At 40.8% G+C, this 14,654-nt stretch carries 10 protein-coding genes and 2 pseudogenes; 4 read left to right on the top strand and 8 right to left on the bottom strand.

Annotation, left to right across the window (positions count from 1 at the left end):
- The first annotated feature begins 45 nt into the window (after positions 1–45).
- The 4 genes from MKX59_RS14450 (at position 46) to MKX59_RS14435 (ending at position 3,415) form a co-directional block, all read left to right on the top strand.
- On the top strand, positions 46–615 hold the full coding sequence (locus MKX59_RS14450; RefSeq protein WP_076265017.1) for a TetR/AcrR family transcriptional regulator: 570 nt from the start codon (positions 46–48) through the stop codon (positions 613–615).
- A gap of 187 nt (positions 616–802) precedes the next feature.
- Positions 803–1,333 (top strand): CcdC protein domain-containing protein, encoded by a 531-nt coding sequence (locus tag MKX59_RS14445; protein ID WP_023988702.1) that lies wholly within the window; start codon positions 803–805, stop codon positions 1,331–1,333.
- Between the two features lie 221 nt (positions 1,334–1,554).
- Complete coding sequence (locus MKX59_RS14440) at positions 1,555–2,736, top strand: ATP-binding protein (protein WP_179085464.1); 1,182 nt, start codon at positions 1,555–1,557, stop codon at positions 2,734–2,736.
- Positions 2,723–3,415, top strand: a complete 693-nt coding sequence (locus MKX59_RS14435; protein WP_179085474.1) for a response regulator — start codon at positions 2,723–2,725, stop codon at positions 3,413–3,415. The genes MKX59_RS14440 and MKX59_RS14435 overlap by 14 nt, the downstream gene beginning before the upstream one ends.
- Before the next feature lie 334 nt (positions 3,416–3,749).
- Here MKX59_RS14435 and MKX59_RS14430 read toward each other — a convergent pair whose 3' ends face one another.
- From MKX59_RS14430 to MKX59_RS14395, 8 genes and pseudogenes are all read right to left on the bottom strand, one after another.
- A complete protein-coding gene (locus tag MKX59_RS14430) occupies positions 3,750–6,080 on the bottom strand; it encodes an alpha-L-rhamnosidase-related protein (RefSeq protein WP_076265014.1) in 2,331 nt (776 codons plus the stop codon).
- Between the two features lie 322 nt (positions 6,081–6,402).
- A complete protein-coding gene (locus tag MKX59_RS14425) occupies positions 6,403–7,293 on the bottom strand; it encodes a carbohydrate ABC transporter permease (RefSeq protein ID WP_023988699.1) in 891 nt (296 codons plus the stop codon).
- 12 nt (positions 7,294–7,305) lie between these two features.
- A pseudogene (locus MKX59_RS14420) lies at positions 7,306–8,237 on the bottom strand (ABC transporter permease).
- 106 nt (positions 8,238–8,343) lie between these two features.
- Entirely contained in the window at positions 8,344–9,840 is a 1,497-nt protein-coding gene (locus tag MKX59_RS14415) for an ABC transporter substrate-binding protein (RefSeq protein ID WP_023988697.1), read from the bottom strand.
- A 235-nt stretch (positions 9,841–10,075) separates the two neighbouring features.
- On the bottom strand, positions 10,076–11,704 hold the full coding sequence (locus tag MKX59_RS14410; protein WP_023988696.1) for a response regulator: 1,629 nt from the start codon (positions 11,702–11,704) through the stop codon (positions 10,076–10,078).
- Positions 11,705–11,723: 19 nt separating this feature from the next.
- On the bottom strand, positions 11,724–12,116 hold the full coding sequence (locus MKX59_RS14405) for a sensor histidine kinase (RefSeq protein WP_340858496.1): 393 nt from the start codon (positions 12,114–12,116) through the stop codon (positions 11,724–11,726).
- A 60-nt stretch (positions 12,117–12,176) separates the two neighbouring features.
- The gene (locus MKX59_RS14400; protein ID WP_340858495.1) at positions 12,177–13,460 is read right to left on the bottom strand and encodes a sensor histidine kinase; all 1,284 of its coding nucleotides are present in this window, start codon (positions 13,458–13,460) and stop codon (positions 12,177–12,179) included.
- 330 nt (positions 13,461–13,790) lie between these two features.
- Positions 13,791–14,593 (bottom strand): annotated as a pseudogene (locus tag MKX59_RS14395) (DegV family protein).
- Between the last annotated feature and the right edge of the window lie 61 nt (positions 14,594–14,654).

Here is a 14,654-nt window from a genome sequence, read left to right as displayed (position 1 = left end):
AATCTTGTATAGTTGTCGGTTATTTTATAAATAGGAGTTATTAAATTGGATAAAAGAATAGTAAGAACAAAGAAAAATTTATACTTAACAATTGAAAAATTACTAAAAAACTCGTCATTTGAACAGTCATCTGTTTCAGAAATTTGTAAATTAGCAAAAGTAAACAGAAGCACCTTCTATGTACACTATGTTGATAAAAATGATTTGTTTAATGATTATACTGAGCATCTGATCGCACAAGTTGAACGGGAATTAATGCCATATCAAAAAAATTTAGAACGAACGGGTGTATTGCCTTCGTATGAAAAATTACTGATGCATGTTCAACAACATGATTATTATTATCGCTTTATTTTTTCACCAAATGCACCTTTGCAGTTTTATTTTCAATATTCAAAACATATTCAAACGATGATAGAGGAATCAATAATGTTAGATCCTTCGAAGCATATAAATGCTGATCTTTATTTCGCCTTTCAAAGAAGCGCCTATCTTGGAGTTGTTATGGAATGGGTTGCGCAAGACTTTTCTATATCGGTTAAAGAAGTTGACAATCAGTTGAAACTTATTCTGAATTTAGACGGTTCTTCAAATCATGTGCTAAGTTCTCTATAAGAAATATTCACAAGTTCACTGACTGAGGACAACCCTCTTCTATTAAAAGTTTATTCTCATTTTTGCGAAGCATATCCACCTATAGGTGGATATATATCACTACAAATTCAACCTGCTGGTGGACGTATTTCCTCCTTACAAATTGTATGATTGTGACATAACTAATGACCTGTAAGGAGGCACCGTTATGACAACTAATCTTTGGATTTCCACAATTGCTATGTTCGCTGTGCTGGTATACAGTACGATCGGACGCAAACCGTTCAACATCATCCGAATCCTGCTGCCTATTGTTTTAATTGGCTACTTTGGGGCTACGTATTTGAAAGAAGTGCCAACTGGTGGTAATAACGGCTGGCTACTGGTTGCTGCTTCTCTACTCGGGGCTGTGGCCGGTGCAGTTCTGGTCTTTTTAACCCGCACCGAATTTGACTCAAAAACCGGTATCACATACGTAACCTCGAACTTTGCTAGTATTGCTGTATTATCTTTTGTTTTCATTCTACGTATTGTTTTGATAGAAATGGTTACACTAAACGGCGAAGAAGCCTTTCTTTTTTCAATAGAGCACCATTTTGACTTAGAAGTGCTCGGTCCGATTTTCATTCTGATGGCTGGTGCAATGATTACCGTACGAGTGATCGGTACTTTAATTAAAGTGAAACGCAGTAAGTTGAACATACAGCTACTGAATACATTTACTATAGAAGATAAATAACTCACTTGGGGAAAGGTGTTATTTTGTCAAACTCTAATCATCCTTTTATCTAGCTTATTATTGAATTCTTGCTGTCGTAGCAGTGATCTTTGGATTTATTCAATAAGTGCCCTAGCCCTTATGACAGCAAATAAATAAATTGAGTGAATAATAAGGCAAAAATGTTCTCATGAAGGTGGTATTCATGGATGTCTCTCTCCTTTCACAGAGGATTCGTTATCGTGATTATAGCGTTATTATTCGTGTTCCTATCATTATTTCCTGATCCGATGTCCTCCAAATGGGTATCACTGGCTCTGTGCCTGATCTACATGGTTAGTTTTTGGTATGTCTATCAACTTTCATCTACACGAATGCTTAGTGTTCTGTTTGCATTACTGTATGTTGTATCCCTTGTATTTTGGTTTGCGTTTGATGAAAACACGGGATTACTGCTATCCCTACAAGGCTTTCTCATAAGCTACATCGCGCTGATGCTGCCAAATTGGACAGCGGTGATTCAGTCAGGTAGCATTCTCTTGATCACGTTTCTGGTTCGGCTTTCTTTTGATGGACAATCCTGGGAGGGTTTACTAAGTCGTGATTTCTTTTTTTATGCGGGCTTGTTCGCCATGTGTCGCTTGATTAGGCAGAGAAGGATACGCGAACAGGAACGATTCAAGTTTACAGAGGAATTAACTCTGATGCATTCAGAACTGGAAGGTGCCCACCTCAAACTTCGACAAGCTCATGAGGAGCTGGAGCTAGCGACAGAGAAGTCCCTGCGTTATGCTGTCATTGAGGAACGCAGCCGGATCGCTCGAGATCTTCACGATAGTATCGGGCACCGACTGACTTCCGTAATTGTTCAGTTGCAGGCGCTACCCTATGTACTAAAAACTAATAAAGCAGAGACCGAGAAAATTGTGAAGACAGTTCTTAATGTGGCACGAAGCTGTCTACAAGAGGTGCGTTTAGTTGTACACAACATGGAAAAGGATGAGTGCGGTACGGACTTCATCTCGCTGAGGAATCTAGTGCAACAAACTGCCTCTTCCTCTTCCCTTGAAATACAACTTGAAATGAACGAACGTGTTAATCAAGAGAAATGGCCACTTGATATTTCTGTAGCACTGTATCGAATGATTCAAGAGGCATTAACCAATACGATCCGTCACGCTAATGCTTATCGAGTGGATATCAGGGTCAACCAACACGAGAACGAAGTCGAAATCTGTTATCGTGATGATGGCAAACTTATGCCTAACAGTGTCTGGCAAGAAGGCTTCGGACTAACCGGTATTCGGAAGAGGTGTGAAAATTTAAATGGTAGTTGCTACATAGGAGCTCAGGATCCACATGGCATGACTCTTGATATTTGGCTACCGTTGACAGCAATTAAGGAGGAACATACGCATGGATAAGTCACTTATTTTGCTGGTGGACGATCAACCTCTTGTGAGACAGGGTATGAAGTATATTATAGGGGCGCAACCTGATATGCAGGTGGTTGGAGAAGCTGGAGATGGCATAGAAGCAATAGAATTAGCACTAAAAACAAATCCGGATCTTATATTAATGGACGTTCAAATGCCACAATGCAACGGCATTAAAGCTACGCGGGAAATTCTTCTCCAAAAGCCAGACTGTAAAATTGTCATTTTAACCACCTTTGACACGGAAGAATACGTATTTGAAGGTATACGCGCTGGTTCAATCGGTTATCTTCTTAAGGATACAGAACCTGAGGAACTACTTGCTGCGATTCGATCCGCTTTACGTGGTGAAGTGATATTTCGAACGGCGCTCGCTGCAAAATTGATTGGAGAGGCACTACAGAAGAATTCACCTTCAACGCCTTCTATGGAAGGTCATCAAAGTCTGAATAAAGAGGCTAACCTATTAATTGAGGCTTTTACCAATCGCGAACTTGAAGTGCTTCAGTTAATGGCCTATGGTCTTCGAAATGAGGAGATTGCTGATAAACTGATCCTGGGTGAAAGCACTGTTAAGACGCATGTGCACCGTATCTTAAAGAAGTTTGATGTCCAAGACCGAACGCAGGCTGTTGTCTATGCTATTCGCAACAGCATTGTCGATTAAATGATATGAATCTGTATTTTAAAAGGGTTTAACATGTTCTCTGGTTGATACGTATCTTATTCAAGGTTCGATAAGCCACCATGGAGAGGCAAGCCGTGTAGCGAAAAAGGGATTCACTCAACAGAATAAAAGGCTGCCCTAACCTCTGTAGTGCTAGCTATTTACAGCATTTCGTTGCGCATGCGTATGTCTTCCTATTACACGCGCAACGAGTTGTACGTTACTTATCCTCCTATGCACAGGCACTTCATGATAGAAACCATCTTATTGATTCCAATGGTCTGCTTCAACAAAAAGAAGAGCCCATCCACAGGGACAAGCTCCACTTAGCCATTTAGCATTTGACGTTGCTCATATTACTAACAATATTTATCCCTTCGGGTGCCTCGACTCTAAGATCAATCTTCCCGTCAACTAACCTCTCCCAGCTTATTTTTATCATCCCGTTCGGCGTAACTACCTCTCCCCTCGCCCAAGACAAATGACCGGGTGCCGGACTTACTCGAACGCTTTTATATCCAGGCTCTGCGGGCTGCACACCCAGAATAACCGCTGGCAGTTCATACAGTATCAATGCTCCCCAGGCATGACAATCACTCCGTTTCGTTACATCATCTTCTACACAGGTTGTCAATTTATCCGCTACCATCTGTCTCCAAGGATTCCATAACACATCCGTTCTAGGGTATAACCCTACTTTCTCCACTGCCCGGAAGAGATAGTAGGCCAAAGCAACAGAGCATTGAGACATTGTTTTATCTTCCAAGGACACCTTCATCATGTCTACCGCTTGTCTTCCACTTACCACATCGGTCAATACAGCAAATACTTGTGCATGCTGGCTGTACTCCTCTACCCCTGGACCATCTTGAATCAGTCCGTTCCTTCCAACACAACAGGAAAGAACCGCGTTCTTAATCCCCTCTGCCCTATTTAAAAAGTTCATAGCTAAATCTGGACGATGCACGTAATTAGCCAGTTCAGCAGCAGCCAGAAGTCCCATTCGGTACAGCAACGAATCAAATGTTACCGGTCCTTGATTGATGGCATTGGGGACACCAGACTCCCAACCTGCTACCCAATCTACAAAGGACCAGTAAGGATTGCCCATCCCCCCTTCGGATGTTCTAGACGTTAACCCCTTGTCTAACAAACGATTGTCGAAGAATTGGAGCACTCTTTCCACAGAGGGTAAATATTTTTCAACGAGTCCTTTGTCACCGAAATACATCATGTGATCATGGATCATGAGAATATAATAGATCGAAAATCCGGGAATAACATGTGGACCGATAGAAGGATAGCAGCTGTTGGTCAGACCATCGTAGCGCTGAGAGCGAAAGAAATCATCAATACACTTTCTTGCCAGCCGATCGTCGGCAGCCACATTGTACGTATAGAGAATTTGTGAACGTGAATCCATGGCATATTGCAGCTGCTCATAGTACGGGCAATCCTCGTAGGTCTCATGCATACAAAGACGCAAGGTTCGTTCACTGATCTCCCATATGGCTTGAAGCGAATCGTCCGATGTCTCTGCATGAGTTCGGACCTCAAGAGGGTATCCGGTTTCCCGGTAACTCAATTTTGTGAAAATTAAGGGTTCTGCTCCGGTTGTCACAGCCAATTGGACAAACCGGAATGTTCGGAACCAAAAGGGCTCATATTCCTCAGGATGCTCTATGGAACCGAAGCCTCCTACCCGATACGTATCCGGGGTTCCTTCCAGACGCCCAAGAATAAAGTCAGTTCTGTCTCCCTTTACTTGTGCGAAGATACTTCCATTCCCATCGGCGCTTAAGTAAATGTAGGATTCCGAACAGAGCAAAGAAACCTGTGCTCCTGCACCTCCGGCAAAACCCATCTCCAGAAATCCCGTAACCTCATATCCTGCGCTCAGTTCAATTACTGTATTCGAATATGGAGGGATAATGATTGCACTTTCTCCATGAATTAGCTCTTTCCAGGCATTCGTATCCGTATCCGGTGTTCGGGTACAAACCACATTAAGAAATTGGCTAGGCTTCTCATACATATAAGGAATGGGTCTTGGGTATAAGCCGCCGGGACTAATGGCCTTGGTTACTTCGTTGTTTTGGTAAGCTATTGCCCTCCTCCAATGACGGTCATTAAAGCCAGCTTGCTTCCATCCATAAGTGAGAATGTTCCCTTCAGCAGCTTCAATGATGCAGAGCGGATCGAACTCAGGATTAGCCTTGCCCAAGGTAATTCCTTTTTCGTAGAAGCTTGTCCAGGTCTTATCCGCTTCAACAGGCAATTTGTCTCCGTTGTCCAATATGATTCGTCCAGACAGATACAAGCCTGGCATCTCTGTTCTCCAAACCGAATGATTTCCTTTTTCATGATGCTGGGGGTATCGAAGAACAACCACTGCGAACACATTTACCCCTGGAATAAGCGCTGTAGTCACATCCAGCTCGTCATAAAACCAGACCTTATCGTCCCCCTTGCAAGGACCCTGCGATATGGAAACGCCATTTACATAAAGGCGATACCTCGAATCCGCGCTTACCTTAAGAACTGCAGCCTGGACCTCCCTGTCCAGATACAGCTCCTTTCGAAAGTAAAAAAAACAAGGGCGATTAGAATCATAAGGCCCTTCACTCCAGATCCAATTACTCTTTTTCTTGACAGACAACTCCATATATAAGCTCCTTTCTATACTTTAAGGTTCATACAGCAAACCGCATTGACGTATACTATAAGTCTGGCAACCTCTCCTACTCTTTCTCACTATCGCAAGTGCGTTATCATCAGTTTGACAGCTGTAGCACAGAAATATAACCTGACAGAATTGTAATTAAGCCAAATATGTTGTACCAGTCGAAGTGTATGTCCTATTGATTCAACTCATTGCTCAGTCCAGTCCTCAGAGTAACTAAAGTGGACTAGATAGATTAAATGATATGCAAAAGCACGACCTTTCAGTGGTCGTGCTGTGGGTTTGGGACATTTTCTTCAATAGGTTAACCCTTAACCGCCCCAAATGCTAAACCTTTGACGAAGTACTTTTGAAGAAAAGGATAAGCAATCATAATGGGAGCTATGCTGATTACAGCGATAGCCATGCGGAATGCTTCAGTGGGTAATTCTTGCATGGACTGACTTGCCAATGAGCCTACGGAACTGTTATTTGATAGAAACTGAATATTACTCATTAGTTGGTTCATCACGGTCTGCAAGCTATATAGTTTGGGATCCGTAAGATAAATCAAACCATTGAACCAATCATTCCAATACATGAGTCCTTGCAATAAACCTACGACAGCCAATATAGGTAATGAAAGCGGTAACACAATTTTTCGGTAAATGGTAAACTCTCTAGCACCATCTATACTTGCCGATTCCAAAACTGAGGACGGTACGGTCGTCTTGAAAAACCCTCTCATCATCAATACACTAAACCCGTTCATTAATAACCCAGGAATAATAAGAGCCGCCAGGGTATTTTTAAAATGGAACACCTGGGTATATATGATGTAGGTTGGCGCCAATCCGCCATTGAATAACAATGCAAAGAACAACAGAAAGGCAACATACTTCCCACCTGGCAGATCCGGTCTAGATAGCGGATAAGCCAGCATGGACGTAATGAGCAAACTGGATGCCGTTCCGAATACAGTAACGAAAATAGTTATTCCATAGGCATTAAAGATTAATGATGATTGCTGCCAAATATAATCATACGCTGCAAAACTAAACTTCTGGGGAAAGAAGGAATACCCGTTCTGAATAATAGATTGCTCATCAGTTAAAGACGAAATGATGAGAAGCAGGAATGGAAAAATACATGCAAGAGACAACAACATCAAAAGGATATTTGAACCCCATTGCCAGATACGATCTTCGCGAGCCATAAATGATCCCCCCTAGAATAAAGCATTATCCTTATTAATTTTTCGAACGGTATAATTCGAAAGAATGACAAGGATGAAGCCAACAACGGATTGATACAACCCTGCCGCAGCCGACATTCCTATGTCTCCAAGCTGCATGAGTGCCCTGAATACGTAAGTATCAATGACGTTTGTTGTACTAAATAAGGCTCCCGAGTTCATTGGAACTTGATAAAATAATCAAAGTCAGAGTAGAATATACGCCCGATACTAAGTAGCGTCATCATCACAATAATAGGCGTTATCAAAGGAACCGTGATCTTTCGTATTTGTTGCCATTTACTGGCCCCATCCAGCATAGCGGCTTCATAGTAATCCTTGTCGATACCAATAATGGCAGCAAGATAAACAATGCAGGAAAAGCCAATTCCTTTCCATAAGTTCACAATCACCAGAATAAAGGGCCAAAACTTCGGCTCATTGTACCAAGAGACAGGATCTATCCCTAAAGCCGGTAGTATTGTTTTGTTCATTAGTCCTACATTTACACTTAATAAGGAATACACAAGGTAACTAACCAGCACCATAGATATCAAATAAGGGAGAAGCAAAACACTTTGATAGAACTTAACGGCCAGTTTATTCTTAATTTCGTTCAAAAGAATAGCAGTTCCCACACCAACAATGAGCCCGATCACAATAAACGCTGCATTGTAAAGAATCGTATTCCTAGTGATAATGTAAGCATCAGACGATGAGAATAAAAACTTGAAGTTATCCATACCATTCCAGTCGCTACCCCATATTCCTTTGGCAAAATTCACATCCTTGAATGCTATAGTTAAGCCATACATGGGCATATAGTTATTTATAATTAAATAAGCAACGCCCGGTAACATCATGAAGTAAAGGGAACTGTATTTCCATAGTTTCTTTCCTGCAATACTTAATCTGCTGTTCACCATCAACACTCCCTTCATTCAATGGTATAACGAAGTTCGGAATACTAAGGCAACTTAAAAGAGACGGTTACGCGGTTAAATGACCGTCTCTACCGGTAGGAATGAATGATCACTTTTGTTTTTGTGCCCATTCATCAAGTTGTTTTTGTTTCTCAGCGATGACCTTATCAACACCTGCTGCTTTCAAGCTTGCTATAAACTTAGGCAATATGTTATCTGGGTCTACACTGCCTGTTTCAAGTGGGAGCGCATATTGAGTAATAACATTTCCAATGGCAGCAACCTCTGTCTTCACCGTCGATGGATCGAAGGTGAAGCCTAACGCTTTTGATTTCGTAGCCGATTCATTAAACTTTTTGACTTTCTCCCACAGTTCAGGATCTGTTCCATTCCAGATATAGGCCATGAATTGATTACCGAGTAGCCATCCCATATTCAAGTAATATCCCGAACTTTGAGCATCAACGCCTTCTGGAAAATCAATAATATTTCCAGACTTCACTTCATAATGTTTGCCTTCAATTCCCCAAATAAGCAAGTTAGCAATATCTTTGTCGGAGTACATCAGATTCAGAAATTCCATCGCCTTATCCGGAGACTTAGAGTTTACAGTGATCCCCCACATCGTATTTGTTATTTGAGAGGTCGTGGAAACGGGAGGTTGTGAGAACGTTGTGACTTTCTTTTCAACACCTCCAGAGATTGTTGCTTCAGTCAATGCTGCTGGATGTGCACTAATTAAATAGGAGAAGCCCCGTTTTGAATCAATAAGATCATTTGGGTTCGCTTGGTTGGTTGAAGCATCCTGAAGGATTAACCCCTCCTGATACCACCTTCTAAGCATTTTAAGTTGCTTCGCATATTCATCAGTCTCATAAAGATTAACTACCTTTAGATTATTGTCATAATTAGGAAGGACGCCAATACTATTATTGAGATCATCATATGTTTTGTAATTGTTAAGTACAGAAGCACCTACAGTTGATGGGATAATTGGAGCCATATTGGGTTCGCCCGCTTTAACTGTTTTTAATATATCTTCCAGATCTTCAAGGCCTTCCAGTTTGCTGGTGTCAATCTGGTACTTATCTACAATATCCTCTCGCATCGAAATACCGTTGACAACGGCCATCTCATGCAGTGCTGGCACACCATAGATGGTGCCGTTCACTCTTGAAGCATCCAGGTATGCTGGATCCAAAGCTTCAGTGATGCCTTGACCGTGCTTTTCTAAAAGGTCGTCCAGTGGAATCAATTGACCTTGTAGTACGGACTGACTGTAATTGTAAAGGCTTGGCATAAGATCAAGTTGTTCACCCCCGGAAAACATCAAATTCGTTTGCTGCATCCAGTTCGAGAAGCTGATGGGTATCAATTTTACCTTAACGTTGATTTTCTCTTGAGCGATTTCATTAACGGCGCCTTCGATCAAAGACATATCTTTCGGTAGTGCACTAAAAATAGGAAAGGCGACGGTTAATTCCGTCACTTCTCCATTATTGCTTTCAGCCTCCCTGTTACTATTGCTATCACTACTACTGCAAGCAGACACTAAAACCATGGAACCTAATAGCAGTGCACTCAACAACTTCAATTTCTTTCTCATTGTTCTCGCCCCTTTATAATGGATTATCTACTTATGAAACCGCTGACATGTGTGGTGTCCAGAAGTGGATAATTATAGTTTACATAGTACTGTCCTGTGATTCTGCTGTTTGTACGACCTTCCGATATTCATTTTACGACTATCATCAGACCACCAGCCCAAATCAAACAAACCGGTCAAGCCTACACTTAACCGGTTCGGATTATAGGATGAATCAAACATTGGATGGACTAACTTAATTATCTTCAACTATTTCGTCAACGACACTCACGGAGCAACGTTGATGCATGTGGCGATATTCATTGGGATTCATATTCGTATGTTTCTTAAAGGTTCGTGAGAAATGGGAAAAATTAATATACCCAATATGGGAAGCTATAGCACTGATCTGCATATCCGTCTTCACGAGAAGTTCTTTGGCAATTCTTATCCTTTCTTGAAATAAGTAATCAGATACTGCCATCCCTGTTTCTTTTTTGAAAATGCGAGTTAGATAATCCGGATTAAGATACACATGATTGGCAATTTCTACTCGGGAGATATCTTTTGAGATATTAAGTTGAATGAATTGAATTACTTTTTGTACAACGCTCATCGATTGCTCCAGAGAATGGACGTATTCTTTCGCTTTGATTACGATATGGTTTACCCAGTCGAGTAAATTGGTCAGTGAACGAGAGGCATTTGAGCTCAATTGCTGCGATAGAGAATCACTGTACAATTGATGGGCTTGAATTCCTTTTGTTTGAAGTACATAATGCAACATCTGTTGGAAATCTTGGTAGATTCGATTCAACAGATCAGCATTTAAAATCCCTCTATCCAGTCCATTTAGGTATTGGGTAGATTCGGTCAATACATCATCAAATGAATCTTCAGTTAACATAACTGACCATAGCTTAATATTAGCGGGCTCATACTTGGAGGGGTTGACCTGAGATTTGGACAGAAAAAACACTTTATTGTTGTATGCAACATTATTTCTGTCCAATTCATTGAGTTTGTTCACCATATCTAGCATTTCATGGCCATGGACTGGTTGCCCAATATAACATGAGATATCGCAATAAAAATAATGACTGCACTCCTCAATATAATGCTGGCCTTCTTTTTCTAATGCTACGGTAAGATCCTCATGTTCTTCCACGGATAGTATGGCAAGCATTCTTCTATTGTTAAGTGCAATGACAAGTCCCTCTTTCTTGGTCTTCACAAGAATTTCTTCTGCAGAATTTTTGAGACCATATTCCAAAATCTTCTCCTCACGCAAGGTAAGTGCCTTATGCCATCTTTGGATGTTAATCAATATCGGTAAGAAAATCCTTTCATTGACAAATGGAATGTTTCGATCTTCTGCAACGAGACTGAGAGCTTTGGGGTTGGACGGAATGGTTTGATTCAGAATGTCCTGCCAAAATCGTTCAATTAGCAAGGGTTGAAGCTGAAACCAGAATTGTCCGAACTGGGTGATTTGAGTTATTTCGGCTTCTTTGTGAATCCTTTCTTTCGCTTTGATAATGATTTTTTCAAGCTCCTCAAATGGTACTGGCTTTAGGATATAATCTAAACTTCCTAATCGAATGGCCTGCTTGGCATACTCAAAATCGGCATGGCAAGTCAAAAAAATGGTTTCTGTTTGTGGGAAGCGTTCTCGAACCCATTTTGTTAACTCCAAACCTGAAGCCTGAGGCATCTCGATATCACAGAGCATAATATCGATGTGTTCTTCCTCAAACAGTTCTTTCGCTTGCTTTACCGTATGGGCTGTAAATACCTGATGAATCCCTAGCTTATCCCAATCAATTCCAGAGCGAATCCCTTCTACGGCATGAATCTCATCATCTACAATTAGCAGTTGGTACATAAGTAATAGAGCCACCCTTCTACATTTCTTCCTGATACGGAAGTCGAATTTCGACTACAGCCCCATTCGGAAAGCCATTATAACAAGATAATGAGGCCTCCTGACCGTATAAAATCATTAATCTTTTCTTTACATTCCAGATACCAATATGCTCACCTTTTTCATCTATAATTCGATTTCCCAAGCGGATCTCTGTTAATACTTTTTCAGGAAATCCTCTTCCTGTATCTCTAATAATGATTTCAATGTATGGACTTAAACCTGTCTCTCTTGATTCAAGAGTTACCGATAAATGCAAGGGTTCTTCCAATGTCACACTGTGTTTAATTGAATTCTCAAGAAAGGTTTGAATAAGTAACGGGGGGATTTTTAAATGTTTGAGTGTCTCTGGATACTCTATAGTACAAGTCAATTGCTCAGGGAAACGTAACTCTTGGATTCGGATATAGTTGCGAACATGTTCAAGCTCCTCCTACAGAGTAACAAAGGAAAGATTACTGCGAAACATGAACCGGAAGTATCGGACTAAACAAATTGTCATATCTTGAATAAGAGCAAAATTCTTCACTTGAGCCAAATTGTAGAGAATGTTTAATGAGTTCATAAAGAAATGAGGATTAATTTGGAGCTGGAGATGCTGAAGCTCGATTCTCTGCTTGCTTAATTGTTCTTCGTACACATTAATTTTCAGTGTTTCAATTTGATTAATCATTTTGTTAAACGTCTGATTTACCATTAAAAATTCATCTGAGGCTCTGTAGTCCTCTATTCGAACTTTTACAAGGCCTTTATTTAATTTATTCATGACTGTGATGAGACGATTTAAAGGTACCAGAAGTGTTCGATGCAGAAAATACAGACTTAATGGAACTAGTCCTATGGCAGTAAAGGATATCCAACCAATCAACCATGACAACATCGGAAGATTTTGCAGAATCTGCTCGTTAGGAATGATCGCAGCCAGACCGAATTCACCCTCTTGAGAAGATTCACCGACAACCAGCCAGTTATCGTTTTCACCTGTTAAATAATATTGCTCAAATCCTCGTGAGAGATCAACTTGGTCAAGAGGCAGATCCGTTTGAATCATTGGTTTTCCTTCAGATGTAATAAGCAGTCCACTCCCGTTTCTCCCCAGATCTATTAAACTCATTGGACTGAGAAGCGTATGAGCATTGACCCAAGCACCTATGAATAGATTATCCGATTTAATGATTCGGAGGAGATAGCTCTCTTCTCCGATAACTCGTATGTACCAGTTTTTCGTTGGCAGTTGAGATGAGTTTGATAATTGGTTTAAATGTCTAACCAGATTTTCTTCAACCTTTATTCGTTCTGAATAGGAAACAGCGGATTGCGAAACATTTAGCAAGTCTTGCCGTTCAGGTTCGAAAATGAAAAAGGAATCTATGCTTGTATATAAAAATATGTTATTGGATAAATTTACGGATACATTGTATTTAGCCATTTGATATTCGTCATCAGAGTTGGGTGCATCCATGGACTGTATATCATAATTAGTTGTGGCCAGACCCAGGATATTCTTCTCAGCAAGTTTTAATCGATCGTCAATATGATTCATGTACAGCGAAATCATATTTTTATTGGAGATGGCTACTTGGTTAAGTACCACATCTATACTGTAATGATTGTTATATATAAGTAAGGTAATAAGAGGTAATGTGACAACAAACAATCCCACAACCAGCTTTAATCGAATGGAGTTCCAAGAAAAATATGGAAATCGGATGCCCATTTTTATTCCCCCTGTTAATTGAAAGTTGGGCGGTTGCTTGTATCACAATAGCCATCTTAGAGTGTACCAGTTTATATATAAACACTTCTCTCATTTTATATGGATAGAGTCATCATTCTAGAGCGGGACATAGCATACACCTCCTCATTTGATCATAGATCATGAGTGAAATCTACCGAATACACGACTTTTTAATGTGCATCTGACGACATCTCATGCGAACGTTATATCCTATTAAATTAACCCTTCTGATTTACAAACGTTCTGCTTGGCTACAATTATCAAATAAGAAGTTACCGAAAGGGCAACTTCTTAATAAGTAGAATATGACTACCATTCGGGCTTCAGAATGAAGCTGATCGCAAGACTGTGTGGTCCACTGTGAGAGGAGATAGCACACCCGCCTTCGATGATGAATACCTCGCGAATATTTGTCTCTTCAAGAATCACATTCCGTATCCATTCTGCAATCTCTGCTTCCAAGGTATGTGAAATAATGATCTGATCATGGTCAATACGGTGAATCTGCGAAAATATGCTATTTATCAGCTTTCGGAGTATCTTGTACTTATTACCGCGGTATTTCACCCCGGATAGAACTCTTCCATGTTTTACATAGAGAATAGGCCTGATTCGCAGCATACTTCCAACGATATGCTGAAGATTACTGACTCTCCCGCCTTTGTGCAAATAATCAAGACCATCAACTAGCACGTTTAACTGGACTTCATCACGCAGCAAGTGAAGTTTCTCCGAAATGAACAGAGCACTTCTCCCTTCTGTTGCCGCTTGAGCAGCCAGAAGAACATTCATGGCCGTTCCTGCAGATACATTCAATGAATCTACTACGGTTACCCGCCCTGGTGGAAATTCCCTTGCGGCAATTAATGCATTCTGATAAGTGGATGATAACTGAGAAGACATACTGATAAACAGTACGTCTTCCCCATTTTCAATAACTGGGCCGAAAGTTTGGACAAAATCGGCGGGTGAGGGAGCTGCAGTTTTCGGCAACTTGCCTGATCCTCTACCCTTCTATACATCTCATGGGTATCCATCTCGATTCGATCAAGGTATGATTGTCCCTCGAAGACAATGTACAATGGTACGATGCCAATATGATATTTCGTCATCCACTCCTGTGGAATATCGGATATACTATCTGCAAATATGCGAACCTTAGTCATGTTCTCC

This window comes from Paenibacillus sp. FSL R7-0340 (genome assembly GCF_038002205.1).
Lineage (GTDB): Bacteria > Bacillota > Bacilli > Paenibacillales > Paenibacillaceae > Paenibacillus > Paenibacillus polymyxa_B.
Note: the sequence above shows the minus strand (reverse complement) of the source record. Positions and strands in the feature narration are given on the sequence as shown.